Genomic DNA, 26,036 nt, shown 5'->3' on the forward strand with positions numbered 1-26,036 from the left:
GCTCGCGCGGCGTTGCGGAACCGCCCGACCCGTCCTTGGCCGAGCGGTCACCGATCCGTGCCCAGATAGGGCTTGACGGTGGCGTACCCGGTGTTGGCGTCGGCGGGCGCGGGCGTGTTGTCACCCGGCACGTCGGCGATCTCGGCGCCGGTCCCTGGCGCAGGGGTGATGGTCTCGACCGTGGTCGGCGTCACCATCCCGAGTTGCTCGGCTCGGGACACGATCCGGTCGGGAGCGGACAGGCGGTCGACCTCGAGCCGCTGGCGGTCATAGGTCTGCTGCGCGTCGGACACCTGGCTGTTCAAGTGGTCGAGGCGTTGCTGTCCTTGCGCGAGCAGCGCGTGGAACACGGCCGACGCGAGCAGCGCGCCGAACACGAAGACGAGCGCCGCGACCACCACCACACCCCGCCGGATGCGCCACGGCCGCGGGTCGACGACGCGGAGATCGGGCCGGCGGGTGGTCGTGGTGGCACGGCGGGGGACGGCCGTCGCCGTACGCCGGGCAGGAGCCGTGGTGGCAGCCATCGTCAGCGACCCTCCACGGCCGCGCGGGCCTCGTCAGGTGTGAGCTTCTGGAGGACCCGCAAACGGGCGCTCTCGGCGCGCGGGTTGCGGGTCACTTCGTCGGCCGTGGGCCGGGCCCCTTGGCGACCGATCGTCCGGGCGACCGGCACGGCACCGCACACGCACGGCAGCTGTGGCGGGCAGATGCAGCCGCCAGTGACGGCCTGACGGAAGGCGTCCTTCACGATGCGGTCCTCGCCGGAGTGGTAGCTGATCACCGCGATCCGCCCGCCCGGGGCGAGCACGTCGATCGCCGGAGACAGCGACGCGGCCAGCACTCGCAGCTCGTCGTTGACCTCGATGCGGATCGCCTGGAAGGTGCGCTTCGCGGGATGGCCCCGCCGGCGGCGCGCCGCCGCCGGCATCGCGTCGCGGATCGCGTCGGCCAGCGCGCCCGTGGTTCGCACCGGACGCGCCGCCACGACGGCGTCCGCGATTCGGCGCGCGAAACGCTCGTCGGCGTGGGCCTCGATGATCCGCGCGAGCTCGGCGGCGTCGTAGCCGTTCACGACGTCGTCGGCCGAGAAGCGTTGGTCGGGGTCCATCCGCATGTCGAGCGGGGCGTCGAAGCGGTAGCTGAACCCGCGGTCTGCGTCGTCGAACTGCGGCGAGGAGACGCCGAGGTCGAGCAGCACACCGGTGATCGGCACGCCCAGCTCGGCGGCGGTCGTGGTCGCCAGCGCGGCGAGCGAATCGAAGCGGGCGCGGGCGAGGCGGCTCCGGCCGCTGAACCGCTCGAGCGTGCGCGACGCGGCCCGCAGGGCCACCGGATCCCGGTCGATCCCCAACAGCGCGATGTCGTCGCGGGCCCGCAGCAGCGCGCTGGCGTGGCCGGCCGCGCCCAACGTGCCGTCGACGACCAGGCCCGGCGGGACTTCGGCGAACACTTCGAGCACACGCTCGACCAAGACGGGCTCGTGGCGGAACTCGCCGGCAGGCGAGGTACGTGAAGGCGCCATGGACGCCGCTCCTTGCTGCTTCGGCCACGGAATCCGGACGCACGGATCGATGGTCGGCAGCCCCCCGGCCGGCGAATGCCCAGCCGGTTGTCTCTCCAACCAGGCGAGATGGAAAGCGGGCGGAGAAGGGGCTTGCCATCTTGCCGGCCGAGGGACTGCGGACGACCGATCGGTGCGTGGGGATTGGCAGTGGCGGGTGGGGAGCCGGCGAACGGCAGACGTGGACACGGTCAGATCCCCAGTCCCGTGTTCACGTGGTCCATGAGCAACGCCTCGCCGTCGGCGCGGACGTCATCCCATCGTTCGGGCGGCCACATCTCGATGTGCGTGCCCACTCCGACGAGGTGGACCTCGGAGGTGACACCCACCTCGGCACGCATCGCCTCGGGGAGGTGGATACGTCCCTGCGCGTCGGGGGTGGCCTCCACGGCTCGGACCCACAGCGTGTCGTGCACGCGGCGAGCGGCCACGCCGTCGCGTGCACGGGCGCGCAAGTCGGCGGAGATCAGCTTGAGGTAGTCGAGCGGGAACAGGGCGATGCACGGGCCGGCCCACACCCGGACACGGGCCCCGGCGGCCAGGTGGGGGCGGTGCTCGGACGGCACCACGATGCGCCCCTTGTCGTCGATCGTGCGGTCCCACTCACCGCCGAACAGGTCGGGGGCGCCCGCGGAGAAGGTCGCCGCCACGGCGGTTCCCTCGTGCTGCACGGGTACTCCCGACTCCTCCACTGCGAACCACCATAAACCACTGCTCTCCACCGGTCAACGATGGCAAAGCACGGAAGAACCACGACGTTCCACGTCGCCAGGCGGGGCTCAGGGGTGAGGTCGCCGCCAGGGTGGCGTCAGCCCGACGGCAAGGCGTCCAGCAGCGCGGCCTCCAAGCGCGCCGGATCGGCCGGGACTTCCCATGCGGCGACGGCGAGCGCGGCCTCGGCGCGCGCCCGCTCGGCGGGTGCGAGATCGAGCAGGCGAACGAGCGCTGCGGGGTCCCAACGGCGGTGGAGCGCGCACTGGAACGTCGCGCTGTACCGGGTGCGCCGCTGGGCGATGCCCACCACCTTGGCCAAGCCACCGCCGGGTCGACGACCCATCACCTCGCCCGGCCCGACACCGGCGAAGCACACCAACCGCGACCACTCCGTGTGCACCATGGCGCCCGCGTGCACGGACAACGTCGGCGCGTCGAGCACCGTTGCGACCGCGGACCGCCACGCTTCACCGACCCACGCAGCCGCCACCCCCACGTCGTCGTGCCAGCACGGATCGCCGCGGGGGATCACCAGGTCGACCCACCACGCGCCACCGGGCTCCAAGAGCACCGCTCCGCCACCACTGCGCCGCCGGACGATCTCGACTCCCGCCGCGTCGGCGGCCGCGCGATCGACGATCGCGTCGGGTTGGGTGCTGCCGAGCACGACGGCGGGCCGGTCGACTTCGAGCAGCCACATCGTGCGTTCGACGGGCGGCGAGAGCGCGCGGCCATGCAGCACGCCGGCGCTGCCATGCGCGTGCTCGACGCGCCAACCAGACGTCAACGTCCGATCCAGACCTGCTCGACGGTGCACACGTCGAGGTGCTGTGGGTCGGGTACCACACCGAGGCCCACACCCCCCGGCACTTCGAGCGTGCCGCGCGCGTCGAGGTCGAACGGCTCGGTGAGGTCACGCTCGAAGTACGACGTGGAAGGCCCGAGGTCGGCGGGGAGGGTGAACGCCGGCAAGGCGGCCACCGCCAGCGCAGCGGCCCGGCCGATCCCGGTCTCGAGCATCCCGCCGCAGAGGACTTCGAGCCCCGAGTCGTGCGCTGCTCGCGCCACTGCGATGGATTCGCGGCCGAGCCGGCCGGGCTTCGCGTTCACCCCATCCGCCGCGCCGAGCGCCACGATCGTGGCGACCGCGCCACTGGACGTCACCGACTCGTCGAGCACCACCGGTGTCCGCAGGCGAGCGGCGAGCGCGGCCGACCCGGTGAGGTCGTCGGGAGCAAGGGGTTGCTCGAGGTACGCCAACCCCAGCGCTTCGACGGCGTCGTAGTCGCGGTCGTCGCATTCGGCGAGGCTGCCGTTGGCATCGGCCGACAGGTCGAGGTCGGGCCACGTGGCCCGGAGCTCCGTCAACGGTTCGACCAGCCAAGTCGGGTCGATCTTGACCTTGACGGAACGGTGACCGAGCTCGAGTGCCGCCGCCACCCGCCGGTGGAGCTGGTCGAGGTCGCGCTCCAGGCCGACGACCGCGGTCGACGCGACCCGGCCCCTGGCTCCCGCCGGCCCGGCCCACAACGACGACAACGGGCACCCGTGTGCCTGGGCCCGCACGTCGGCGAGCGCGGTGTCGATCGCCCAGCACGCGGGTGCGTGACCGACTGGTCGGGCCCCAGCGCCCCCGAGCAACGAAGGCACGAGCAGATCGACGAGCAGGCGCCACTCACCGTCGGTGTACTCGGGGATGTAAGTGGGGGCGGACAACGTGGGACATTCGCCCCAGCCGGTGCGGCCATCGTCGGTCTCGACCCGGACCACCACGACATCGCGCTCGACTTGCGTGCCGCGGGCGTCACCGTGGGGATGTACGAGCGGCAGCCGGACCCGTCGGAGCTCGATCCCGCGCAACGGCACGTCGGCAGCCTCCATGGGCTCCGACGCTACCGGCCGGCCTCCGGGGGCCCGCGGGTCAGCGGTGGGCGCGGCGAACCGACTCGCGCACGACCTGGTACCCGACGGCCACGACGGTGGCGGCCGCAGCCGCGCCCGCCATCGCGCGGGTGCGGTCGATCGCGGCGAGCGTCAAGGTCAAGATGGCCAACCCCACCGTGCACCACGTGACGACGCGGCGCCGACGCCGCAAGACGGTGACCGATGGCGGCAGCGGCCGGGTCAGCGAGGTGATCGGTGGGAGGCCGAGGCCGAGGCCGGACCCGCCGCCGACGCCGCGCAGCGCGGGGGTCGGGCGATCGCCGTTGACCGAAACGGACGCCGCCAGGGAGCGCATGGCGCGACGGAACTGACGTCGCGGCAGCGCAGATCGTCGCTCGAACGAGCGCACGATGACCCAGCCGAGTCCGGCGAGCAGCCAGATGGCGGCGACCAGCGCGAGTCCAGACATGGGGCAACTCCAGAGGGCGGGTGGATGCCGGAGCTGCGATGGAGGTGGATGACCGGCGGTGGTGAGTCAACCCGATCGTCGCCAGCGGCGGCAAGCCCTTGGCCTCTCGCCCGCACGGTACGCGGCCAGCCGACCGTGGAACGTGCTCATCCGGCGACTCGCCGCCACGCTCGGCACCACGTCAACCACGTGACGATGTCGGACGGATCCGGGTCGTGGTCGACTCCGTAAGCCGTGTGGACGCGAAAGCGGAGGTAGTCACGGTCCGGCAGCGGCAGGAACGGAGCGCGCCGCCACCACCCCTTCCCTGCCAGCCGCCACACCTGCGCCAGCGCGGTGGGCCACAACGTGGGGCGCCGGACCACGGCACGGGTCGCGGCCAGCGACCACGCGATTGGGGATGTGGCCCGCTCCGTCACGAGCGCATCCTATGGGCCTGCACGACGGGGCCAGCGGCTCACCGAGCCGGCCAGGGCACCCTGCCGTCGGCGTCAGCTGCAGCGCTCAGCAGAGCTGGGCGAACTCCTGCACCGTCCACACTCGGCCGTCCGCAGTGCGGGCGTAACCCACACCGACCCGGTTGAAGGCCGAGTTCAAGATGTTGGCACGGTGCGGCGGCGATGCCATGTACTGGCCTTCGACGCCGGCGATGCTCGCGCCGTAACCGACGTTCTCACCGATCCGCACCCAGCAGCCGCTGATCCCGGCTGTCAGGGTCGAATGGTGGAGGTAGCCGTCGCGGGCGAGTTGGTCCGCCCAGGCTTGGGCTTTGAGGTCGAGCATGTCGCTGGGAGCGAGTGCGGGGAGTTGATGGGCGATTCGGTCACCGTTCACGGCGTCGGCAACTTGGTTCTGCTGCTGCGAGCGGCAGCCAACCAACAAGAGCACAGCCGTGAGGGCGACGGTCAGAGCTACGAGACCACGGCGCATGGCCCACTTGTCGGCACGGGCCCCCGAGCCTTGAGGAGATGTCGCTCACGATTTGGCGCGGTGACCGAGTTGCTGGAACGCGATCGCCGCCGCGCCCACCAGCCCAGCCTCGGCGCCCAGCCCGGCCGGCACGATGCGGGTACCGGCGCTGAACTCGAGTCGAGCCGACGCGTCGAGTGCAGCCTGAGCGGCAGCGAAGAACGGGCCACCGAATCCGAGCGCCACGGATCCGGCCACGACGACCAGTTCGAGATCGAGCAGGTTGACCACCGACGCCACGCCACGTCCCACCAAACGACCCGTGCGCTCGATCACCTCGGGCCCCGCTTCTTCGGCCGGACGGCCCGTGATCGCACGGATGGCCGTCCCCGACGCCTCGGCTTCCAGACAGCCGATCGCGCCGCACCCGCATGGACGACCGTCCGGCTCGACGATCACGTGCCCGACATGTCCCGCATTGCCACCGTGCCCATCGAGCAGCCGGCCGTCGACCACCAGACCGCCACCGACCCCAGTCGACACGACCATGGCCAGGTAGTCGGTGCAGCCCTGCGCGGCGCCGCACCATCCCTCGCCGAGCGCCAGCGCCTTGGCGTCGTTGTCCACGTACACGGCCAACCCAGTGGCCTCGGCCAGACGCGCGGCCAAGGGGAAGTCACGCCACTGGGGGATGTTGAGCGGCGACACTTCGCGACCGGTGCGGGTCATCGGGCCGCCGCAGCCGACCCCGCAAGCGCCCAGTTCACCTGCACCGCGATCCGCCGCGACGGCACGTACCTCGTCGAGCAACGCGACCAGCGTCGCGAGCAGGCCGTCGGGGCCGTCGCCGGCAGTGGGCACCTTGGCGCGGTGGAGCACCTCGCCGGTGTCGTCGACCACACCGGCGGCCAACTTGGTGCCGCCGATGTCGACCGCAAGCACATGTGACACGGGCGGCACCGTACCGGCACGGTGGTGGCGGCGGCCCCCGACAGGCACACCGGCGCGCACGCCGGCGCGACGTCGCTCTCCGCTCGGCTCCCCTGCCGCGTACGCTGTTGACCCCGCTCTCGTGGAGGAACCCGTGTCCACTGCCCGGACCCGACGCCCGGACGACCTGGCCCAACACTTCTCGGTCATCGCCGACAACATCGCCCATGCCATCCAGGGCAAGTCCGACGTCATCCACCTCGTGCTGGTGGCGCTGCTGGCCGACGGTCACCTGCTCCTCGAGGACGTGCCGGGCGTGGGCAAGACCTCGCTCGCCAAAGCCCTTGCCATCTCGATCGACGGCACCTTCGGCCGGGTGCAGTTCACTCCCGACCTCCTGCCTTCCGACGTCACGGGCGTCAACGTGTGGGACCGCGCGAACAGCCGCTTCGAGTTTCACCCCGGACCGATCTTCGCCAACGTGGTGCTCGGCGACGAGCTGAACCGGGCATCGCCGAAGACGCAATCAGCGCTGCTCGAGGCCATGGCGGAGCAGCAGGTGACGGTCGACGGGGTGACGTATCACCTGCGCGACCCGTTCATGGTGATCGCCACCCAGAACCCGCTCGAGCACGAAGGCACCCATCCGCTGCCGGACTCGCAACTCGACCGCTTCCTGCTGCGCCTGTCGATGGGTTATCCAGCGCGCTCCGCCGAACTCGACATCTTGTCGCTGCACGAAGACCACGCGCCGCTGTCGGAGCTCGGCCCGGTGGTGACGGCCGACGCGATCGCCGCCGCCCGCGCCGGGCTGCGCGCCGTGCATGTCGCACCCGCGCTGCGCGGGTACTTGGTCGACCTCGCCCACGCCACCCGCCAACACCCGGCCGTGGCGATCGGGATGTCGCCACGGGCCACGCTGAGCTTGCAGCGCACCGCGCGGGCACGCGCCGCGCTCGACGGTCGCGCGTACGTCATCCCTGACGACATCAAGGCCCTGGCCGAGCCCGTGATCGCTCACCGGCTGGTCCTGGCCCCCGAAGCCGAGTTGCGCGGCATCACCGCCGCCGACGTGGTCCACGACGCGCTGACCGGGGTGCCGGTGCCGGCCGCGCGACAGCCGGGATGAGCGAACGGGTCGGGCCGGGCCAGCTCCTGACCCGGCCCGGATGGGCGGTGACCGGCGGCTCGCTCGCCGCCCTGTCGATCGGCGCGGCAGTGGGCGTCGTCGAGGTCGTCGCGCTCGGGGGTATCGGCCTGGCCCTGGTGGCCGTGTGCCTCGCCTGGGTGATCCTGCGCAGGCCCGCGCTCGACGTGCGACGTCGGGTGGTCCCACCCAGGTGCCAGGCCGGAGCCGTCGCCCGCGTCGAGCTCACCGTCACCAACCGTGGCCGCACTCGCAGCCCGGACGCCACGCTCCACGACCCCGTGTCCAGCACGGTAGGCGCACGGCTCGATCTCAGTCCGCTCCTCCCCGGCGCGCACGCGACCACCGCGTACCGGCTGCCGACGCAGCGGCGAGGACGCTTCGACATCGGCCCGATGTCGGTCGCGGTGAGCGACCCGTTCGGCATCGCCCGGCGGGAACGCACGTTGGCCGGCACCGCCACCACGACCGTCCTCCCCCACATCGACCGCATCACCGCGCGGCTGCCCGGTGAGGGACGCGACGACCTACCCGGACCGCCGCGACCTCAGCTGCTCGGCCAGGGCCGCGAGTTCGCCGGGTTGCGCCCGTACGTGCGCGGCGACGACCTGCGCCGGGTGCACTGGCGGTCCTCCGCGCGCGCGTCTGACCTCCTCGTCCGCCAAGACGAGCCGCCGGCGGCCGGCCGCTTGACCGTGCTCGTCGACGTGCGCACCTCGGCCGTGCCGCCCGCGGCGCAAGAGCACGTCGTGTCCGCGGCCGCCAGCATCTTGTCGGCGTGCAGCGATCGGGGCGACGCGATCCGCCTCGTGGTGAGCGACGGCGCCGACTCGGGCACCGGCTCGACTGCCCGCCACCTCGACGAGGTGCTCGACCGGCTCGCCGTGTTGGAGCCCCACTACTCGTCGTCGCTCGCGCCGGCGCTGGCCACCCTCCGTGCGCGGCCCACCGACGCGCTGGTGGTGGTCACCGCCGCCATGCCCCCCGACGACCTGGTCGCGCTCGCGGCGGCGGCTCGCTACGCCACCCTGGTGCGGTTCGAGCCGTCATCGTGGGCGCTCGGCCCTGGCGCCGGGCTGCCCTCGACTTGGGATGACGGTCCGGCCATGACCGACGCCGACCTGCCCGCGCCCCCGCATGCCTTCGGCAACGTCATCCGCTGCAATGCAGCCCGACCCTTCCCCGTCGCCTGGCGGTCGACCCGATGAGCGACGAACACCGCGGCGTCGCCGACCCGCGCACGACCCCCCAGCCAGGGGACCAGCGCCGAGGCGCACGGGTCCGCATCGACCTGCCGTTCCTGGCGCTGACCACTGTCACCATCACGTGCGCGTTCAGCTTCGTGCGCCTCCTCAACGGCACCAGCTTCCTCTGGCCGCTCGTCGCAGTGTCGCTCACCGCCCACGTCGCGTCGCTGCTCGGGCGGCGCTGGCGCTGGCCGGCGGGTGTCGCCGCGCCAGCCGCGGCCCTGGCCTCCCTCGTGGTCATGGTGGCCATGCGCTACCGCGCGCACTCGCTGCTGGGTGTGTTGCCGACCGTCTCGGTGCTCTCGCACATGCGCGGCGACCTCCGCGCGTCCGCCGACGCATTCCGCAACGTGGTCACACCGACGGCTCCTCTTCCCGGATTCGTGCTCGGCCTCGGGGCGCTGCTGGTCCTGATCGCGATCGCGGCCGACGCGCTCGCCTTCCGCCTGAGCGCCAGGGCCGAAGCGCTCGTGCCCGCCACTGGTCTCTTCCTGTTCGGCGCGGTGCTCGGTGGGCCACGGCTGCGCTTGACGGCAACGGGGTTGTTCGCGGCCGCCGCGCTGCTGTTCGTGCTGGTCGACCGGGTCAACCGGGGCCGCGACACCGATCGGTGGCTCGTGGGCAACCCACGTACGGAATCTCGCAACCGGCTCCAGGCCGGCGTGCTCATCGTGGCCGCGACCAGCTTCGTGGGCATCGCCGCGGCCACCGCGGCGCCACGTCACGACCAATCTCCGTGGACCAGGTGGCGGGGGGATGGCCAAGGTGACACGCGGGTCACGGTGAGCCCGCTCGTCGATCTCCGCGACCGGCTGGTCCGCGAGTCCAACACTTTGCTTTTCACGGTGCAGGCGGATCGACCTGCCTACTGGCGGATCACGGCGCTCGACGACTACCACGACTACGTCTGGTCGTCGAACAACAGCTTCAGCAAGGCCGACGGCAAGCTCGACCACCCCGGCCAGGCCACCCGCTCGACCGAGTTGGGCCAGCACTTCGACCTCATCAACCTCGCGCAAGTCTGGGCGCCGGCCGCTTACCAGGCCACCCACATCTCCGGTACCTCGAAGTTGCTGTACGACCCCGGGTCAGCCACGTTGATCGTCCGGCGGGGGCTGTCGAGCTCGGACGGGCTGCAGTACTCGATCACGTCGCAGGTCCCGTCGCTCACGCCGGCCGACCTGACCGCCGGCGGTCAGCCAATGGGCAGCTCCGACTTCCGGCACTACACCGCGCTGCCGGCCGACCTCCCGCCGACGGTGCGGGCAACGGCCGAGCGGGTGGTCGGCGACGCGGGCGCGACCACCGAGTACGCCAAGGCACGCGCCTTGCAGGACTGGTTCCGCAACAACTTCACGTACTCGCTCCAGCCCGGATTGAGCGAGGTCGGCGGTTCCCCGATCACTGCCTTCTTGCAAGTCCGTAGGGGATGGTGCGAACAGTTCGCCGGCACGTACGCCGTGATGGCGCGGGCGCTGGGCTTGCCGGCCCGCGTGGCGGTCGGGTTCACGCCCGGCCAGGCGACGGCCGGGGCGGTGGAGTCCTTCGCCGTGTACGGGCGCCAAGCGCACGCCTGGCCCGAAGTGTGGTTCCCCGGCCAGGGCTGGGTTGCGTTCGAGCCGACCCCGGGACGAGGCGCTCCCGGGAACGAGAGCTACACGGGGGTGCCGTTCCAACAAGACGTGGCCACGTCCGGCTCACCGGCCACGCTCCCCAACTTCTCCCCCGGCGCGCAGCCGAGCCCGACCACCACCGCGCCGAGCGCGGCAGCGCCCTCGCGCCCCACCACGACCGTGGCCCGCGCCACGACCGCCCGGCGCTCCTCGAGCGCGGCAAGCCGGATCGCGGGCGTGCTGGCGTGGATCGGCATCGTCATCGTGGCCGCGGTCTTGGTGGTGGTCGCGGCCCTGGCCGGTGTGCGCTGGTGGCTGCGCCAGCGTCGCCGCCGGCGGGCCCGATCCGACGCCGCGCAGGTGGCCGTCGCCTGGAGTGAAGCATGCGACGCCTTGGCGCTGGTCGCGCCCCCGCCGCAGCGCACGGAAACCCGCCTCGAGTACGCCGCACGGGTCGGTGACCGCCAGGCGCCGGCCGGTTCGGTGGCCACACTGGCACGCCTGGCCACCGACGCGGTCTGGGACGACGCACCCGCCTCGCCCGATCGGATGCGTGCCGAGGAGCTGGCGAACGACATCGACCGGGCGATCCGCGACGAACTGGGACCGTGGCGCCACGCCACGTCCTCACTGCGGCCCCGCACCTTGCGCGAGCTCGCCGGCCGTGACTGACGAGCGCCCCGGGTCGCGTCGGGCGAACGCGTTCAGCCGACCGTTGAAGAGGTCACGCCGACCGTGCTCGCGCCGGCGGCGGGGTCACTCGGAGTCGTTGCGGTGGAACCGCTCGCGCATGCGCTCGGCGGTCTGGTTGAGCTGATCGCGGAACGCGCCGTTGCGGATCGAGTCAGTGGCGCGCTGCCAGCCGGCCCGCCCGAGTTTGCGGGCGTTTCGCTCGAACCACAGCGCCGCCCCCAACATGATCACGAAGCCCACGAACGCCACCACGAACGAGGTGGCCGTGGCGAGGGCTACGACGAGGACCACGACGCCGACCACGAAGGCCGCGAGCGCCCACTTCATCTGGCCGAGGGTGTGCGAGTACAGGCTGGTGGTCTCGAGCTCACCCGCCAGGGCCGGGTCGTGCTCGTAGAACTGCTGCTCGATCTGGTGGAGGATGCGCTGTTCGTCCTCGGAGAGCGGCACGTCTACGACCCTTTCCGCCTCGGCGGCTCCGCCCGAACAGTCTCGCACAGGCGACGGTGACCAACAACGCAGAGCGGGCTGATTCTCATATTCACGAAGTCGACGTCCGAGAAGCTGCGGCACCCGCGCACGGGCCGCGGAGTAGCCGCCCCAGGTGCCGGGCGGGCTCGCCGCTCACGGGTCCGCACCCGCCGCGTCGGGGCCCCATTGCTGGTCGCCTCGCCGCTTGACCCGGACGCCGTCGGCGTCCACCAGCCGGGCCGGCACCACCGCGTCGGTACCGAACCGGTCACGAACCTCGCCGACGGCCTGCTCGGCCGCGTCCCACGAGGCCGCCCGCGCCGCGCGACCCGCCGTGCGAGAGGTGGCGTCGTCGTCGAACAGCCCGAGCTGGCGGGTGCCGCCCTCGTCGAGGTTCGTGACGGCCACGCCCACCAAGCGGACGCCGGAAGCCGGGTCGATCTGGTCGAGCAAACCGCGCGCGGCTCCCGCGATCGCCCGTGCCGAGTCGGTCGGTCCCGACAACGTGACGGAGCGGGTGATCGTGCGGAACGAGCCGAAGCGGACCTTCAACGTGACCGTCCGGCCGGTGACCCCCGCTCGCCGCATCCGCTCGGCGGTGGCGTCGGCCATCCGCACGACCTCGGGCGTGAGGGTCTCCACGCGGTGGTGGTCGGTGGCGAAGGTCTCCTCGTGACTCACCGACTTCAGCGCCTGCTCCGGCACCACCGGACGCGGGTCGCGGGCGTGCGCGAGCTCGTGCAAGTGCGTCCCGTGGTGGTTGCCGACGCGGTGCTGCAACGTGGTGAGCGGGATGGCAGCCAAGTCGCCCACCGTGGACACACCGAGTCGCTGGAGTCGCTCGAGCGTGGCCGGGCCGACGCCCCACAGCGCGGCGACGGGCAGCGGGTGGAGGAAGGCCAGCTCGGCGCCGGGCTCGACTTCGATCACGCCCGGACCGGGGTCAATGCGATCGAACGACGCGCGCGGCTTGGCAGCTTCCGACGCCAGCTTGGCCAGGAACTTGGACGGCGCAACCCCCACCGAGCACTGCAGCCCCTCCTCGCTGCGCACACGACCGCGGATGCTCGCGGCGATGGTCGGTCCGTCGCCGCGGAGCCGCCGTGCCGCGGTGACGTCGAGAAACGCCTCGTCGAGCGAGATCGGCTCCACCAGCGGCGTGTACGACCGGAAGATGGCCATCACCCGCGCGCTGACCTCGCCGTAGTACGCGTGGTCGCCTGGCAGGAAGACCGCGTGCGGGCAGAGCCGCTGGGCCCGGGTCGACGGCATCGCGGAGTGCACGCCGTAGCGACGCGCTTCGTAGCTGGCGGCAGCCACCACTCCTCGCGGGCCGGACCCGCCGACCACGACGGCTCTGCCTTCGAGCTCGGGGCGTCGCAGCACCTCGGCCGACACGAAGAAGGCGTTCATGTCGACGTGGAGGATCGTGCGGGGCACCCCCGACAGGGTACGGGTGCGTCAGGCGCCGAGCAGCGCTCGTTCGTCGCCCATCGGGTCGTCGACCATCTCGCACAGGCCGACGTCGAGCGTCATGGTGGCGCGGCGGCCGGCATCGTACGGTGCCCAGGCCGGCAGGCCGTCGCCCGCGGGTCGGCCTTCGTGCGCGAAGGTCGCCCACGACGACGCGATGGCCGACGACAGCTCTCGCATCGGCGGCAGGATCGGGCCCGTCATCATCGACACGCCCGGCGCGTCGAGCACTTCGAACACGAACGGGAGCTCCAGCGCGTGGAAGGAGCCCAGACGGCCCCCGAACGCCGGGCTGCGGAACGTGAACAAGTACATGTACGTGTCGGACTGGTGGGCGGACTGCTGGGCGGCCAGGCGGATGGCCGGCATCCGGAAGACCTGGTCAGTGGCCGCGGCCACCCACAGATCGGCCGCCGAGGCGCCCGCGCCGAGCCGTGCGCGGTACTGGCTGATCACGTCACCCGCCGCGTCGTGGCCGACTGCGCTGGCCACTTGGTGGACCAGCCCCGTCTCGTCGATCTCGGCCAACGCCGGCACGAGCATCTGGAACAGCCGCATCTCTTCCAACGTGGTGCCGACGAGGATCGGCACGTCGGCCACCGAACCGGCAGCGACCTGGTCCATCGGCGCCGCAGGGATGACTCGGCCGTCGACGTGGGGCTGCCACGGCAGGGAGAGGTCGGAACCACCGGCGCCCGCGCCGGTGAGGCCTCCGGTCTTGGCCTGCGCCGCGAGCACCTCGTCGACCGACAACGACCGCAGGCGCTCGGCGTCGGTCCCGACACCGGCGGCTTCCACGAACGCTTCGGCCACCGCCGCCGTCCGGTCGGGCCGGTGCAGGTTCTCTGCCGCGCCGCTCTGCAGGATCGCCTTGTGGAACAGCCCGCGCGCGGCGGGCGTACCGAGCAGGGTGCCGACGCTCATCGCGCCGGCCGACTCGCCGAAGATGGTGACGTTCGAAGGATCGCCGCCGAACGACGCGATGTGGCGCTGCACCCAGCGCAACGCCTCGACCTGGTCGAGGATCCCGAGGTTGCCACTGTCGGGGAACGCATCGGTCATCCCGATGGATCCGAGGTCGAGGAAGCCGAGCGCGCCGAGGCGGTAGTTGATCGTCACGACGACCACACCGCGTTTGGCGAAGCCGGTGCCGTTGTACCAAGGGGTGTGGCCCGAACCGGTCTCGAAGGCCCCACCGTGGATCCACACCATCACGGGGCGCGCGCCGTCGTCGGCCGCGGGCGTGAAGATGTTGAGGCACAACGCGTCCTCGCTGAACGAGACCGCCTCGCCCGATGTCAACATGCCTTCGAGGGCGCCGAGGTTCTGCGGCAGTGCCGCGCAGAACTCGGTGGCATCGAGATCGCCGGAGTGCTCGGTCGGCGCGGGCGCCAGCCAGCGGCGCGCGCCCGCGGGCGCCTCGGCGTAGCGAATGCCGCGGAACGACAAGACGCCGTGCTGCTCGATCCCCCGGACCTTGCCGAAGCTGGTGGTTGCGATCGGTTCCATCCATCTCCCCCTGTGCGGCCGTGGCGAGGACCTCGCCTCCAGGTGCCGGCGCCACGCCGACGCATGCACGGCCGCATCGTAGGACTCCCTACGATGATCCGGATGACCGACCCGTCCCAGCCTGCCGCGGCCACCCCACCGGTGGTGGTGCGGATCCTGGCCTTCGCCGCGGTGCTGGTCGGCGGCGCCTGCGGTGGTGCGATCGGCTGGGCGTTGATGGACCTCCAGTACAAGGGCAATCGCACGCTCGCCGGTGTGGGGATCCTCATCGGCGCCCTGCTGGCTGCCGCGGGGACCGCCGTGGTGGCCGTGCTGGTGATGCGTGCGATGACCGAATGGCGCACGATCGAGCACCCGCTGCCGCGCCGACACACTCGCCGATGACCGATCCGTCGCCGGCCGCGGTGCCCAGCCCCGGCGAGCTGCTGTCGGTCGCGGTCGAGGTCGTGCGGTCCGCCGCAACGCTCATTCCCGAGGTCGCCCATCCCGCCGGCGGCGTGCGCGCAGCGGCCGTGCCGTTGATCTCGACCAAGTCGTCGGCCACCGACCTGGTGACCGAAGTCGACCGTGCGGTGGGACGCCGCATCGTCGAGGAGCTGGCCCGACGCCGCCCCGGCGACGGGTTGAACGGCGAGGAAGGCGCTGCTCGCCCGGGCTCCACGGGCGTCACCTGGCACATCGACCCGATCGACGGCACCACCAACTTCGTGTATGGACTGCCCGGTTATGCCGTGTCGGTTGCCGCGGAGCACGGCGCTCAGATGGTGGCGGGCGTGGTGCTCGACGTGGTCCGCGACGAGCTGTTCACGGCCACGGTCGGCGGTGGCGCGGCCCGCAACGGTGCACCCATCCGCTGCTCGTCGGCCGCGGACCTGTCGACAGCCCTGGTGGCGACCGGGTTCTCGTACCTGGCCGAGCGACGCGCCCGCCAAGCCCGCGTGCTCGAGACCGTCCTGCCGGCCGTGCGCGACATCCGCCGGCTCGGCGCGGCGTCGACCGATCTCTGCGCCGTGGCGTGCGGACACGTCGACGCGTTCTACGAGAAGGGTCTCGGGTCGTGGGACTACGCGGCAGGCGCGCTGGTGGCCACCGAGGCCGGCGCGATGGTCGGCGGCCTCGATGGTGGACCGCCTTCGGGCGACTTCGTGCTGGCGTCGTCGCCCGCGCTGTTCGGTCCGCTTCGCACCCTTTTGGCGCGCAGTGGTGCTGGCGACGCGTAGCCGGTCGGGGATCGTCACCGGATCGCAACGCGGCTGTCACCGAAACGAGAGATGGGTTCGACAAGGTCGAACCCCGTGACGCCACCCGAGCCTCCTCTGGATCCCGGCACGCTCGTGTTGGAGGTACGGGGCAAGCTCGACCGGACGGCGGGACGCACGCTGCTCGCCGCGGTGCGTGCCGCCGTCGAGCGCCACCCCTCCCGACTCGAGATCGACCTTCAGTCGCTCGAGGCCTTCACCCCCGAAGGCCTCGAGGCGTTGTCCGAGTGCAGCACCTACCGAGCGCGCTTCCCCGGCGGGCTCCACGTGCGCACCATGGGCGACGTGGCGCGCGAGGCGTTCCTCACGGCCTTCGCCTGATCCGTTCCTCGCCCAACGCCGCCGGTCCTCACGGGACCGGGCCGTGTGGCACGATCTACGCCGATGTCCGTGCGCATCCTGGCCGTGGAAGACGACGAGCGAATCCGCACGGTCGTCCGCCTCGGGCTCGAGGACGAAGGCTGGCAGGTCGAGGAAGCCCCCACTGGTGAGGACGCGATCGACCTGTTCAAGCAGCACCCTGCCGACGTCGTCCTGATCGACATCATGTTGCCGGGCATCGACGGTTTCGAGGTGTGCCGGAACCTGCGGCGCGTCAGCGACGTGCCGATCGTGATGGTCACCGCGCGCGACGACACGCACGACGTCGTGGCTGGTCTCGAAGCGGGGGCCGACGACTACCTGACCAAGCCGTTCGCCACCAAGGAGCTGTCGGCCCGCATCCGTGCGCTCCTGCGCCGGGCCCGGGCGAGCGACCACGGTGGTGCCAGCCACTTGCGGTTCGGTGACCTCGAGATCATCCCCGACGAGGGCACGGTCCGACGCGGAGGTCAAGAGCTGCACCTGACCCGGACCGAGTTCCGCCTCCTGGTGGAGCTCGCCGGTGCCCCTGGGCGGGTGTTCAGCCGCGAGACGCTGCTCGAGCGGGTCTGGGGCTATGGCTACTTCGGCGACGGGCGCCTGGTCGACGTCCACGTCCGCCGACTCCGGACCAAGATCGAAGTCGACCCTGCGAACCCCCGCTACGTGGTCACGGCCCGCGGCATGGGCTACAAGCTGATCGCGTAGGGAACCGCGCGGGCGCACATGACCCGGATCCGACGCCTGCTCTCCCGCCTCCGACCCCGCCGGCCCGGCCTTCGCGCGCGCCTCACGATCGGCTTCGCGCTCGGCGGGTTGGTGCTCTCGGCGCTCTTGTCGTTCGTGTCGTACGGGCTCACCCGGCGCAACCTGCTCGAACAGCGCGAATCCGCCGCCTTGAGCCAGGCCACCACCAACGCTCGCAACCTCCGCAACCAGATCGGCACCACCAACATCACGACCGAAGAGCTGAACGACGATGTGAACTCGCTGGCCACGCCCAGCGGCTCGTGGCCGGTGTTGCAGTACCGCGACGTGTGGCTGCATCCCAACGCACAGTTCGGTCACGACGCGCTGCCCGCCGCGCTGCGCGCTGCGGTCGACCGGCGCGAACCGGCGCGGATGCGGTTCGAGCGCAACGGCGAGATGGAGCTGGCGGTCGGCCTCCCCATGCCGGGCATCGACGCGGCGTACTTCGAGATCGTCTCAATGTCCGAGGTCGAGAACACCTTGCGGACGCTCACGGTGGCGCTGCTCGGTGCCGCCGCCCTCACCACGGTGGCCGGGGCCTTCCTCGGTTGGATCATGTCGCGCCGGAGTCTGCGACCGCTCGACGAGGTCACCCTCGCGGCCGAAGCCCTCGCCAGTGGCCACATGGAGACCCGGCTCGATCCGGGTGGCGACGCCGACCTGGTGCGGCTCGTCGAGTCGTTCAACTTGATGGCCGAGACGCTCGAGGGCCGCATCGACCGCGACAACCGCTTCGCGTCCGATGTCAGCCACGAGCTGCGGTCACCGCTGATGACCATCTCCGCGTCGGTCGAGGTCTTGAACTCGCGTCGCGACGAACTCCCCGACGGCCCGATGCAGTCCGCGCTCGACCTCATGGTCGCCGACATCGCCCGCTTCCGGCAGCTCGTCGAGGACCTGCTCGAGATCTCGCGCTTCGACGCCGGCGCGGCCCGCCTGGATCTGGAGGAAGTGCGGCTGGCCGAGCTGGTGATGCAGGCGGTGAGCTTCGGCAACGACCACGAGATCCCCGTCGACCTCGACGCCGAGCTCGCCGGTGTGGTGGTCCGGGCCGACAAACGTCGCCTCATGCGGGTCCTCGCCAACTTGCTCGACAACGCGGCCAAGTACGGGGGCGGCGCGACCCGCGTGGCGCTGGAACAGAGCGGTGACCACAGAGTGCACCTGCTCATCGAGGACAGCGGCCCCGGCGTGCCGCCCGAGGAGCGCGACACCGTGTTCGACCGCTTTGCACGCGGCGTCTCGGCCGGACGGCGAACGGGCAGCGAAGGAGTCGGGCTCGGCTTGTCGCTGGTGGCCGAGCACGTCCGGCTCCATGGCGGTCAGGTGTGGGTGTCCGACCGGCCCGACGGTCGTTCGGGCGCGCGGTTCGTCATCGAGTTACCGGTGAACCCCGCATGAGGCGCCGCCTGCGGTGCCGCGCCGTCGCCGTGCTCGCCGCGATCGCCGTGGTGGCCGGATTGGCGGGCTGTGGGGTGCCGACCGACCGGCACCCCCGGGCCATCAACCGCGAGCAGGTCCGCGATCTCCTCGCCCCCAACACCACGGCACCCAGTGCCGGCGAGCAGGGCCCGTACATCCAGCACTTGTTCTTCGTCCGCGACCAGCGCCTGCAAGAAGTGTGTCGGCGTGGCTACACCGACGACGTCCGCACCCTCCTCGACCAGCTCATCGGCGGTCCGAGCGACACAGAGCGCAGCGCCCAGCTCCTCACCACGTTCATCCCGCCCGGCACCCGGCTGTTGTCGCTCGACTTGTCGTCGCGCGGCGTGTTGGTGATCGCGCTCAGCAAGGAGATGGACGACTTGTCGGGCGTCAGCGCCCGCAACGCGTACGCCCAGTTCGTCTACACCGCCACCGCCCTGCCCGGCGTGTCGACTGTGTCGTTCCGCAGCCGGGGACGGTTGATCGAGGTGCCGACCGCGGGTCGCAACAAGAAGGCGGTGACACGCGTCGACTACGACGCGAGCTCATCGGACGGCTCCGGCGCGGCCTCGTACAACCCGGGTCGCTGCGTGCCCTGACCAGCCGAGGACGATCGCCCGGTCACGCCTCGAACACGCGGGCGACGTCGTACAGAGCCGGGTCGACCAGCTTGAGCGAGCCGACGGCGTCGGCCAGCGGCACCCGGACGATCTCGCCGGCCCGCAACGCCACCATCTGCCCCCATGCTCCGTCGTGCGCGGCTTCGACGGCCGCCACGCCGAACCGCGTCGCCAGCACCCGGTCGAACGCGGTCGGCGTCCCGCCGCGCTGGACATGACCGAGCACGGTCGCGCGCGTCTCGAACCCGGTGCGCGCCTGGATCTCCCGGGCGAGCAGGTCGGCGATGCCGCCGAGCTGGGCGTGGCCGAACTGGTCGACCGCGCCCGACTGCACCGACAACGTGCCTTCTCGGGGTACCGCGCCTTCGGCCACCACGACGATCGACGCGAAGCGCCCTTGCGCATGCCGAGCCACGATCGACTCGCACACTGCGGCGATGTCGAACGGCACTTCCGGGATCAGCGTGACCGCCGCCCCGCCTGCGATGCCCGACCACACGGCGATGTGACCGGCGTGGCGTCCCATGACCTCGACCACCATGACGCGGTCGTGGGACTCGGCGGTGGTGTGCAGGCGGTCGATGGCGTCGACGCAGATCTGCACCGCCGTGTCGAAACCGAACGTGAGCTCGGTGGCCGACAGGTCATTGTCGATCGTCTTCGGGACGCCGATCACCGGGACGCCTTCGGCGGCCAGCTTGTCGGCGACGCCGAGCGTGTCCTCACCACCGATGGCGATGAGCGCATCGACGCCCCGCGCTTCGAGGGACGCCGCGCACGCGACAGGAGCGCCGTCGATCTTGAAGGGGTTGGTGCGCGACGAGCCCAACACCGTGCCGCCGCGGGGCAGCGTGCCCCGGAAGGTGGCCACGTCGACCGCCATGGCGTCGTCGTCGATCAGCCCACGCCACCCGTCACGAAAGCCCAAGAACTCGTCGCCCCAGCCGTCGGTGCCCCGGCGCACCACGGCTCGCATCACGGCGTTCAGGCCCGGGCAGTCGCCGCCGCCGGTGAGCATCCCGATCCGCATCTGCGTCCTCCTCGAGGTGATCCCAGCCGCTACCTGACCAGGCTGGACCGTACCGGCTGCATCGGGACGCGGGTTAGCGTGACCGCCCATGCCCGTCGTGATCGCCATCGACGCGGGCACCACCGGGGTGCGCGCTGCTGCGTACGACACGACCGGACGGCCCGTCGACTACCGCTATCAGGAGTTCCCCCAGCACTTCCCGCAGCCGGGCTGGGTCGAGCACGACGCCGGCGACATCTGGGACGCGGTCGTGGCCGTTCTCGGCGGCCTGCTCGCGGTGCTCGAAGACCCGGTGGCCGCGATCGGCATCACCAACCAGCGCGAGACGGTCGTCGTGTGGGACCGACGCACCTCGCAGCCGCTGCACCGGGCCATCGTGTGGCAGGACCGCCGCACTGCCGACCGCTGCCAGGCGCTCGCCGAGGCTGGCCACCTCGACCTGGTCCGCCGCACGACCGGTCTGGTGCTCGACCCGTACTTCTCGGGCACGAAGCTCGCTTGGCTGTTCACCGAAGGCGGGGTCGACCCGGGTCCGCACGTCGCCGCGGGCACCGTCGACTCGTGGCTGCTCTGGAAGCTGACCGGCGGCGAAGTGCACGCGACCGAGCCCACCAACGCGAGCCGCACGATGCTGTACGACATCGGTCGGCTCGCCTGGTCCGACGAGCTGTGCGACTTGTTGGGTGTGCCGCCACACGTCTTGCCCGAGGTGCGACCCACGTCGGGCCGCATGGCGCGCACCGCGGCCCTCGACGGGCTACCGGGCGGCCTCCCGATCTCGGCCATTGCCGGCGACCAGCAAGCTGCGCTGTTCGGCCAGGCCTGCTTCGAACCGGGCGACACGAAGAACACGTACGGGACTGGATCGTTCGTGCTGATGAACGTGGGCGACCAGCTGCCCGAACCGGTCGAGGGCCTGCTCACCACCGTGGCGTGGCAGCTCCCGACAGAGGGCGGTGCCCACCGGGTCGATTACGCCCTCGAAGGCTCGATCTTCGTCACCGGCGCGGCCGTCCAGTGGTTGCGGGACGGGCTGCACGTGATCGACGAGGCCGCCGAAGTGGGTCCGCTGGCGGCCAGCGTCGCCGACAGCGGCGGGGTGGTCGTCGTCCCCGCGTTCACCGGGCTGGGCAGCCCGTGGTGGGACCCGTATGCCCGCGGGGCCGTCCTCGGCATCACGCGGGGCACCGGGCGGGCCGAGCTGGCGCGGGCCACCGTCGAGTCGATGGCGTTCCAGACCCGCGACGTGGTGGAGGCGATGTCCGCCGCGTCCGGCCACCCGATCCGGGGCCTGCGGGCCGACGGTGGCGCCTCGGTCATGGACCTCCTGTTGCAGATCCAAGCCGACCAGCTCGGGGTGCAGGTTCGCCGGCCGGCCGTGCAGGAGACCACCGCCTTGGGCGCGGCGTACCTCGCGGGCCTGGCAGAAGGGGTGTGGTGCGGTCTCGACGACGTGCGCCGCAACTGGGTGCTCGATCGTGAAGTGGAACCGGTGGCCGACCGCGCCGCCGCCGACGCCGCGTACGCCCAGTGGCGCAACGCGGTCGAGCGCTCGCGACGCTGGGCCACCTGAATCGCCCTCCGCCCGCGGCTGACCGGCCGGCGGCCCGCCCGGTCAGCCGTTTGCAGGGTGCGACTGGCGGCTGCGGAGGCGCACCAGCTCGCGCAGCCGGGTATCGGCGATGCGTGCCAACGCGGCGAGCTGGCGTCGCTCCCGGGCGCGGAACCGGGGGCCTGCGCTGCGGCCAGCCACCAGCACGAGGTCGGCCGCCGGCAATGGGGCCCAGGCGACGTCGTCGGCGCTGTGCTCGATGCCGTCGGGGCCGGCGAGCTGGGTGGCCGCCTGGGAGCCCCGCACGAACGCCGCCAACCAGGGGGCATCGGGGGCGGCGCCCGTCGCGGACCGGAGCTCGATGGCGTCGACGTCGACCAGCGCGACCCAAGCTGCGCCGAGCGTGCGCCCCGCGTGCGTGCAGAGGTGGTCCTCCAACTCGAGCGGATCGGATGCGCCGACGAGCTGGGCGGCCGTCTCGAGGGCGTCGAGGCGCGGGTCGTGCACGCCTTCTTCCACGAGCGCCACCGATTCGATCTTCACGCCGTCGACTTCGGACATCTCGGCCACCAAGAGCTCGACGAGACCCTCGTCGGGCAGCTCGACCACCAGCTCGTCGACCGCCTGACCGCCATCGCGCTCGAGGATGTCGATGCCCACGACGTCGCCACGGACGGCCCCCACCCGCGACGCGACGGCACCCAGCGCGCCTGGTCGGTCGGGTAGCCAAGTTCGGACGATGTACGTGACCATGACGGCCACGCTACGGATCGACCGTGAACGGCGTGTTTCGAGGACGCGAACTCACGATGAGCGTCGACGGCCCAGGGTTCTTGACCGACCGGTCAACTCTTTCTTAGCGTGCAGGCCGTGGCCCGAAAGCTCACCAGCCGAGGCGAGGAACGCCGCCGCCAGCTCATCGAGTTCGCGACCGAGCGCTTCGCGTCGAACGGTTACCACCCCACCTCGGTGGCCGACATCGTCCGCGGGGTCGGTGTCGGCAAGGGCGTCTTCTACTGGTACTTCGACTCCAAAGAAGCGCTGTTTCGGGCGATCCTCCGCAACGCCCAGGGCGAGCTCCGGCGTTACCAGGCCGACGCGATCGCCGACGCCGGTGACCCGCTCGACCGACTGGCGCGGGGCATCGAAGCGTCGATCAGGTGGTCAACCCACAACAGCCGCCTCGCCAAGCTCGTCGAGTTCGCCGCCACCGACGATCGCTTCGCCGACGCCATCCGCAAGGGCCGCGAGGTTGCGATCAGCGACACGATGCAACACATCAAGGACGCGATCGCCGACGGGCTCATCCCGGACGGCGACCCGGTGCTGTTGACGCACGCAACCTTCGGCGTGGTCAACGAGCTCAACCGCCACGTGCTCACCGGCCCGCAGGAGCCGACCGAGGCCGACCTGCACGCCGCCGTCGGCTTCTGCCTCGGCGGGCTGCTCGGCGCAGCCCCCCGCTGACCCGCGGCCCTGCCCCGAACTGGGGGCCGGTCGCCGCAACGACCACGTTCCCACCCGCCACGGCGTGCCCGGGCGTCAGTGCGGCTCCGCGAGCAGCGCCGCGTCGGTGTCGTGCACCAGAGCGACCGGCTCGCGGAACTGCGCCCGGCGGCTCGCCAGCACCACCAGGCCCACCGTGCAGAGCACCGCTGCGGCACCGAACGCGGCGCGTTCGTCGGCCACCGACACCAAGACGCCCAGCAGCGGCGCCCCCAAGCCCTGCGACAGGTCGAAGAACAACGAGAACGTGCCGACGGCATGGCTGCGCTCCTCGTCGGGTGCATCGCGCATGACTTGGAGGAACAGCGCCGGAAACAGCAGCGACATGCCGACGGAGAAGACGGCTGTGCCGGCATACAGCCCGGCAGGGGCGGGCCAACTCGTCATGACCGTCAGCCCGGCCACGAGCGCGAACAGCGACGCGACGCTGGTGGCCAGCGGACCGAAGCGGTCGGGCACTTTCGCCCCCACCAGGCGCACCAGCAAGATGATGACGGCGTACAGGCCGAAGACACCGCCCGAGCCGTGCAGGTCGAGATGGTCGGTCCATGTCGGTACGAACGTGCCGAACGCCGCGAACCCCATCATGGCGAGCACCAACACGACGCCAGGGCCGATCGCGGCGGTGTGGAGGAACCCACGGCGGGTTGGGACGTCGCCCTCGACGCTCGACGGCACCCACTTGCCGACCAGCGGCGCCACGGCGGCACACGCAGCGATGATGAACCAGGTCTGGTGCCAGCCGAGGTGGTGCGACACGTACTCACCGAATGGCGGCCCGATCGCCAGACCGCCGTACAGCGACACCGAGAAGAACGACGCCGCCTCCCCACGACGTTCGGGTGGCGCCAGATCCTGCACGGCCGTGGCGGCGCCCACGAAGAACGCCGCCTCGCCCGCTCCGGTCAACAGGCGCAGCACCACCAGCACCACGAGGTTGCTGGCCAGCGCATAGCCCGCGATCGACGCGGCGACCACCAGCCCGCCACCGACCACCAACAGCCGTCGCCCACGAAGGTCGCCGAGGCGGCCGACCGCCGGGCGCAACAGGGCGGCCGACACGCTGAACGCCCCCACGGCCAGCCCGATCGCGAACCCGCTACCCCCGAGCTCGTCCTCGACGAAGTGCGGGAGGACGGGAAGCAGCGCCCCCAGGGCCGTGAAGTACGCGAGCCCGGCCAGCGTGATGACGACGAAAGCCGGCGTCCACAACGACGCCGGCGCGGGCGACCTGTTCAGAGCCGGTCCAAGGCGCGACGCAGGTTGCGGATGCCTTGTTGGGTCCGCTGCTCGTTCTCGATCATGGCGAACCGCACGAAGCCGTCGCCCCGCGGGCCGAAGCCGACGCCGGGCGACGTGGCGACGTGTGCCTCGCGCACGAGGTACGACGCGAACTCGATCGATCCCATCTCGAGGTACGGCTCGGGGATCGGCGCCCACAAGAACATGGTGCCGCCTGGCGGGGTGACCTCCCAGCCGATGCGGTTCAGCCCTTCACACAAGGCGTCGCGGCGGGCCTGGTAGATCTTCTGCACCTGCTCAGGGTGGTCCGGGTCCTCGTTCAAGGTGACGGTCGACGCGATCTGGATCGGCTGGAAGGCGCCGTAGTCGAGGTAGCTCTTGATCTTCGCCAGCGCGGCCACGATGTCGGGATTGCCGGCGAGGAACGCCATCCGCCAACCCGCCATCGAGAACGACTTGGTCAGCGAGTACAGCTCGACCGCGCACTCCTTGGCGCCTTCGGCCTGGAGGATCGACGGCGGCCGGTACCCGTCGAACCCGAGCTCGGCGTAGGCATTGTCGTGCACCAAGATCACGCCGCGCTCGCGGGCGAAGTCGACCATCCGCTGCATGAAGCCCAGGTCGACACACGTGGTGGTGGGGTTGTGCGGGAACGACAGCACGATCACCCGCGGCTTGGGCCACGAGTACTCGTACGCCTCCTGCACGTTCTCGAAGAAGTCCTCGTCGGTGCCGATCGGGATCTCCCGTACGTCAGCGCCGGCGAACAAGGGCCCGTAGATGTGGATCGGGTACGACGGCGACGGCACCAAGGCAGCGTCCCCAGGCTGGAGCAGCACCCACATGAGGTGGCTGAAGCCCTCCTTGGCGCCGATCGTGGCGATGACCTCGGTCTCGGGGTCGAGCTCGACGTCGAACCGACGCCGGTACAGGGCGGCGACCGCATCACGGAGCTTGGGGATGCCTCGGCTCGACGAGTAGCGGTGGTTGCGGGAGTTGTGCGCCGCCTCGCAGAGCTTCTCCACCGCCACCTCTGGTGACGGAAGATCCGGGTTGCCGAACCCGAAGTCGATCACGTCGACCCCGTCGCGACGAGCCTGCACCTTCAGCGTGTCGATGATCGTGAAGACGTACGGCGGCAGGTTCGTGATCCGGCGGAACTCCATGGGCGACGACAGTACTGCTGCCGTTCGGAGCGTCAGAAGCCGGTTCCGGCGGCCACGGCGGACCCGGTGCGCCACGCCATGTGGACCGGGATCGAGCGGCCCGGGCGTGCTTCGTCGACGCCGACCGCACCCCGCGTCACTGATTGCACGTGCAACTGGTTTTGCGCCTATCCGCCAGTCAGGCCACGACACCGCCCTAGCGTGTGCAGCGGTCGGAAACCCGACCCTGGATCGCTGCCATGCAGCGCAGGGAGGAACCAATGAGCGAGAAGTTCAACGGTGAGGCGTACTGCGTCAAGTGCCGTGAGAAGCGAACCTTCGAGGGCGACGTCGTCGTGAACGACAAGGGCACCCGCATGGCCAAGGGCATCTGCCCGACGTGCGGAACCAAGCTGAACCGCATCCTCGGCAAGGCCTGACCAGGCCTGACGCCGAACCAGCCCCGCCAACCCTCGCTTCCGCGCGAGAAATCCAACCGTCCCGGTCGGAATGCACGCGCGGAA

Annotated in this window: 28 protein-coding genes; 12 read left to right on the forward strand and 16 right to left on the reverse strand. The window is 71.4% G+C overall.

Features of this window, described 5'->3' with window-relative positions; genetic code table 11:
• Positions 1-47: 47 nt before the first annotated feature.
• From VHA73_03605 to VHA73_03645, 9 genes are all read right to left on the reverse strand, one after another.
• Positions 48-527: a hypothetical protein gene (locus VHA73_03605; GenBank protein HVX17096.1), complete on the reverse strand. Its 480-nt coding sequence runs from the start codon at positions 525-527 to the stop codon at positions 48-50.
• A gap of 2 nt (positions 528-529) precedes the next feature.
• Positions 530-1,525 (reverse strand): 16S rRNA (cytosine(1402)-N(4))-methyltransferase RsmH, encoded by a 996-nt coding sequence (gene rsmH / locus VHA73_03610; GenBank protein ID HVX17097.1) that lies wholly within the window; start codon positions 1,523-1,525, stop codon positions 530-532.
• A 230-nt stretch (positions 1,526-1,755) separates the two neighbouring features.
• The gene (locus tag VHA73_03615) at positions 1,756-2,256 is read right to left on the reverse strand and encodes a hypothetical protein (protein HVX17098.1); all 501 of its coding nucleotides are present in this window, start codon (positions 2,254-2,256) and stop codon (positions 1,756-1,758) included.
• A 116-nt stretch (positions 2,257-2,372) separates the two neighbouring features.
• Positions 2,373-3,065, reverse strand: coding sequence for a hypothetical protein (locus VHA73_03620; protein HVX17099.1), 693 nt, complete (start codon positions 3,063-3,065; stop codon positions 2,373-2,375).
• Complete coding sequence (locus VHA73_03625) at positions 3,062-4,159, reverse strand: enolase C-terminal domain-like protein (protein HVX17100.1); 1,098 nt, start codon at positions 4,157-4,159, stop codon at positions 3,062-3,064. Before VHA73_03625 ends, VHA73_03620 begins: the two co-directional genes overlap by 4 nt.
• A 40-nt stretch (positions 4,160-4,199) precedes the next feature.
• Positions 4,200-4,631 (reverse strand): hypothetical protein, encoded by a 432-nt coding sequence (locus tag VHA73_03630; GenBank protein HVX17101.1) that lies wholly within the window; start codon positions 4,629-4,631, stop codon positions 4,200-4,202.
• A gap of 146 nt (positions 4,632-4,777) precedes the next feature.
• The gene (locus tag VHA73_03635) at positions 4,778-5,050 is read right to left on the reverse strand and encodes a hypothetical protein (protein HVX17102.1); all 273 of its coding nucleotides are present in this window, start codon (positions 5,048-5,050) and stop codon (positions 4,778-4,780) included.
• An 85-nt stretch (positions 5,051-5,135) separates the two neighbouring features.
• Positions 5,136-5,465, reverse strand: a complete 330-nt coding sequence (locus VHA73_03640; protein HVX17103.1) for a CAP domain-containing protein — start codon at positions 5,463-5,465, stop codon at positions 5,136-5,138.
• Between the two features lie 141 nt (positions 5,466-5,606).
• On the reverse strand, positions 5,607-6,491 hold the full coding sequence (locus VHA73_03645) for an ROK family protein (protein ID HVX17104.1): 885 nt from the start codon (positions 6,489-6,491) through the stop codon (positions 5,607-5,609).
• Positions 6,492-6,624: 133 nt separating this feature from the next.
• On the opposite strand from VHA73_03645, the gene VHA73_03650 reads away from it, so the two are divergent.
• The 3 genes from VHA73_03650 to VHA73_03660 are packed head-to-tail and all read left to right on the forward strand — an operon-like array spanning position 6,625 to position 11,149.
• Positions 6,625-7,599, forward strand: coding sequence for a MoxR family ATPase (locus VHA73_03650; GenBank protein HVX17105.1), 975 nt, complete (start codon positions 6,625-6,627; stop codon positions 7,597-7,599).
• Positions 7,596-8,825 (forward strand): DUF58 domain-containing protein, encoded by a 1,230-nt coding sequence (locus VHA73_03655; protein ID HVX17106.1) that lies wholly within the window; start codon positions 7,596-7,598, stop codon positions 8,823-8,825. The genes VHA73_03650 and VHA73_03655 overlap by 4 nt, the downstream gene beginning before the upstream one ends.
• Positions 8,822-11,149, forward strand: a complete 2,328-nt coding sequence (locus VHA73_03660; GenBank protein ID HVX17107.1) for a DUF3488 and transglutaminase-like domain-containing protein — start codon at positions 8,822-8,824, stop codon at positions 11,147-11,149. Before VHA73_03655 ends, VHA73_03660 begins: the two co-directional genes overlap by 4 nt.
• Positions 11,150-11,233: 84 nt before the next feature.
• On the opposite strand, the gene VHA73_03665 is transcribed toward VHA73_03660, so the two are convergent.
• From VHA73_03665 to VHA73_03675, 3 genes are all read right to left on the reverse strand, one after another.
• Entirely contained in the window at positions 11,234-11,620 is a 387-nt protein-coding gene (locus VHA73_03665; GenBank protein HVX17108.1) for a DUF3040 domain-containing protein, read from the reverse strand.
• A gap of 174 nt (positions 11,621-11,794) precedes the next feature.
• On the reverse strand, positions 11,795-13,081 hold the full coding sequence (locus tag VHA73_03670; protein HVX17109.1) for a DNA polymerase IV: 1,287 nt from the start codon (positions 13,079-13,081) through the stop codon (positions 11,795-11,797).
• A gap of 21 nt (positions 13,082-13,102) precedes the next feature.
• The gene (locus tag VHA73_03675; protein ID HVX17110.1) at positions 13,103-14,623 is read right to left on the reverse strand and encodes a carboxylesterase family protein; all 1,521 of its coding nucleotides are present in this window, start codon (positions 14,621-14,623) and stop codon (positions 13,103-13,105) included.
• Between the two features lie 102 nt (positions 14,624-14,725).
• Between VHA73_03675 and VHA73_03680 the strand changes: the two genes are divergently transcribed.
• The 6 genes from VHA73_03680 (at position 14,726) to VHA73_03705 (ending at position 19,016) form a co-directional block, all read left to right on the forward strand.
• Complete coding sequence (locus VHA73_03680) at positions 14,726-15,007, forward strand: hypothetical protein (GenBank protein ID HVX17111.1); 282 nt, start codon at positions 14,726-14,728, stop codon at positions 15,005-15,007.
• Positions 15,004-15,843, forward strand: a complete 840-nt coding sequence (locus VHA73_03685) for an inositol monophosphatase family protein (protein HVX17112.1) — start codon at positions 15,004-15,006, stop codon at positions 15,841-15,843. The genes VHA73_03680 and VHA73_03685 overlap by 4 nt, the downstream gene beginning before the upstream one ends.
• Before the next feature lie 75 nt (positions 15,844-15,918).
• Positions 15,919-16,203: a hypothetical protein gene (locus VHA73_03690; GenBank protein HVX17113.1), complete on the forward strand. Its 285-nt coding sequence runs from the start codon at positions 15,919-15,921 to the stop codon at positions 16,201-16,203.
• A 63-nt stretch (positions 16,204-16,266) separates the two neighbouring features.
• On the forward strand, positions 16,267-16,950 hold the full coding sequence (locus VHA73_03695) for a response regulator transcription factor (protein ID HVX17114.1): 684 nt from the start codon (positions 16,267-16,269) through the stop codon (positions 16,948-16,950).
• An 18-nt stretch (positions 16,951-16,968) separates the two neighbouring features.
• Entirely contained in the window at positions 16,969-18,393 is a 1,425-nt protein-coding gene (locus VHA73_03700; protein HVX17115.1) for a HAMP domain-containing sensor histidine kinase, read from the forward strand.
• Positions 18,390-19,016 (forward strand): GerMN domain-containing protein, encoded by a 627-nt coding sequence (locus tag VHA73_03705; protein ID HVX17116.1) that lies wholly within the window; start codon positions 18,390-18,392, stop codon positions 19,014-19,016. Before VHA73_03700 ends, VHA73_03705 begins: the two co-directional genes overlap by 4 nt.
• A 22-nt stretch (positions 19,017-19,038) precedes the next feature.
• Here VHA73_03705 and VHA73_03710 read toward each other — a convergent pair whose 3' ends face one another.
• Positions 19,039-20,067, reverse strand: a complete 1,029-nt coding sequence (locus VHA73_03710; protein ID HVX17117.1) for a 6-phosphofructokinase — start codon at positions 20,065-20,067, stop codon at positions 19,039-19,041.
• Between the two features lie 88 nt (positions 20,068-20,155).
• Here VHA73_03710 and glpK point away from each other — a divergent pair, with 88 nt between their 5' ends.
• Positions 20,156-21,640 carry a glycerol kinase GlpK gene (gene glpK, locus VHA73_03715; protein ID HVX17118.1) on the forward strand — a complete coding sequence of 495 codons (1,485 nt, stop codon included), beginning with the start codon at positions 20,156-20,158 and terminating at the stop codon, positions 21,638-21,640.
• Between the two features lie 42 nt (positions 21,641-21,682).
• On the opposite strand, the gene VHA73_03720 is transcribed toward glpK, so the two are convergent.
• A complete protein-coding gene (locus VHA73_03720; protein HVX17119.1) occupies positions 21,683-22,372 on the reverse strand; it encodes a hypothetical protein in 690 nt (229 codons plus the stop codon).
• A gap of 117 nt (positions 22,373-22,489) precedes the next feature.
• Between VHA73_03720 and VHA73_03725 the strand changes: the two genes are divergently transcribed.
• Positions 22,490-23,086 carry a TetR/AcrR family transcriptional regulator gene (locus VHA73_03725; protein ID HVX17120.1) on the forward strand — a complete coding sequence of 199 codons (597 nt, stop codon included), beginning with the start codon at positions 22,490-22,492 and terminating at the stop codon, positions 23,084-23,086.
• 75 nt (positions 23,087-23,161) lie between these two features.
• Here VHA73_03725 and VHA73_03730 read toward each other — a convergent pair whose 3' ends face one another.
• Entirely contained in the window at positions 23,162-24,337 is a 1,176-nt protein-coding gene (locus VHA73_03730; GenBank protein HVX17121.1) for an MFS transporter, read from the reverse strand.
• A 23-nt stretch (positions 24,338-24,360) separates the two neighbouring features.
• Positions 24,361-25,533 carry an aminotransferase class I/II-fold pyridoxal phosphate-dependent enzyme gene (locus VHA73_03735; GenBank protein HVX17122.1) on the reverse strand — a complete coding sequence of 391 codons (1,173 nt, stop codon included), beginning with the start codon at positions 25,531-25,533 and terminating at the stop codon, positions 24,361-24,363.
• A gap of 260 nt (positions 25,534-25,793) precedes the next feature.
• Here VHA73_03735 and VHA73_03740 point away from each other — a divergent pair, with 260 nt between their 5' ends.
• Positions 25,794-25,952, forward strand: coding sequence for a DUF5679 domain-containing protein (locus tag VHA73_03740; protein ID HVX17123.1), 159 nt, complete (start codon positions 25,794-25,796; stop codon positions 25,950-25,952).
• Positions 25,953-26,036 lie beyond the last annotated feature (84 nt).

This window comes from Acidimicrobiales bacterium (genome assembly GCA_035547835.1).
In the GTDB taxonomy this organism is placed as follows: domain Bacteria; phylum Actinomycetota; class Acidimicrobiia; order Acidimicrobiales; family Iamiaceae; genus DASZTW01.

What these genes read in the sequence shown, in the direction of transcription:
- VHA73_03605 (HVX17096.1), bottom strand. Translation starts at nt 527, where the DNA reads ATGGCTGCCACCACGGCTCCTGCCCGGCGTACGGCGACGGCCGTCCCC.
- rsmH (HVX17097.1), bottom strand. Translation starts at nt 1,525, where the DNA reads ATGGCGCCTTCACGTACCTCGCCTGCCGGCGAGTTCCGCCACGAGCCC.
- VHA73_03625 (HVX17100.1), bottom strand. Translation starts at nt 4,159, where the DNA reads ATGGAGGCTGCCGACGTGCCGTTGCGCGGGATCGAGCTCCGACGGGTC.
- VHA73_03630 (HVX17101.1), bottom strand. Translation starts at nt 4,631, where the DNA reads ATGTCTGGACTCGCGCTGGTCGCCGCCATCTGGCTGCTCGCCGGACTC.
- VHA73_03655 (HVX17106.1), top strand. Translation starts at nt 7,596, where the DNA reads ATGAGCGAACGGGTCGGGCCGGGCCAGCTCCTGACCCGGCCCGGATGG.
- VHA73_03660 (HVX17107.1), top strand. Translation starts at nt 8,822, where the DNA reads ATGAGCGACGAACACCGCGGCGTCGCCGACCCGCGCACGACCCCCCAG.
- VHA73_03675 (HVX17110.1), bottom strand. Translation starts at nt 14,623, where the DNA reads ATGGAACCGATCGCAACCACCAGCTTCGGCAAGGTCCGGGGGATCGAG.
- VHA73_03680 (HVX17111.1), top strand. Translation starts at nt 14,726, where the DNA reads ATGACCGACCCGTCCCAGCCTGCCGCGGCCACCCCACCGGTGGTGGTG.
- VHA73_03685 (HVX17112.1), top strand. Translation starts at nt 15,004, where the DNA reads ATGACCGATCCGTCGCCGGCCGCGGTGCCCAGCCCCGGCGAGCTGCTG.
- VHA73_03695 (HVX17114.1), top strand. Translation starts at nt 16,267, where the DNA reads ATGTCCGTGCGCATCCTGGCCGTGGAAGACGACGAGCGAATCCGCACG.
- VHA73_03700 (HVX17115.1), top strand. Translation starts at nt 16,969, where the DNA reads ATGACCCGGATCCGACGCCTGCTCTCCCGCCTCCGACCCCGCCGGCCC.
- VHA73_03705 (HVX17116.1), top strand. Translation starts at nt 18,390, where the DNA reads ATGAGGCGCCGCCTGCGGTGCCGCGCCGTCGCCGTGCTCGCCGCGATC.
- VHA73_03710 (HVX17117.1), bottom strand. Translation starts at nt 20,067, where the DNA reads ATGCGGATCGGGATGCTCACCGGCGGCGGCGACTGCCCGGGCCTGAAC.
- glpK (HVX17118.1), top strand. Translation starts at nt 20,156, where the DNA reads ATGCCCGTCGTGATCGCCATCGACGCGGGCACCACCGGGGTGCGCGCT.
- VHA73_03720 (HVX17119.1), bottom strand. Translation starts at nt 22,372, where the DNA reads ATGGTCACGTACATCGTCCGAACTTGGCTACCCGACCGACCAGGCGCG.
- VHA73_03735 (HVX17122.1), bottom strand. Translation starts at nt 25,533, where the DNA reads ATGGAGTTCCGCCGGATCACGAACCTGCCGCCGTACGTCTTCACGATC.
- VHA73_03740 (HVX17123.1), top strand. Translation starts at nt 25,794, where the DNA reads ATGAGCGAGAAGTTCAACGGTGAGGCGTACTGCGTCAAGTGCCGTGAG.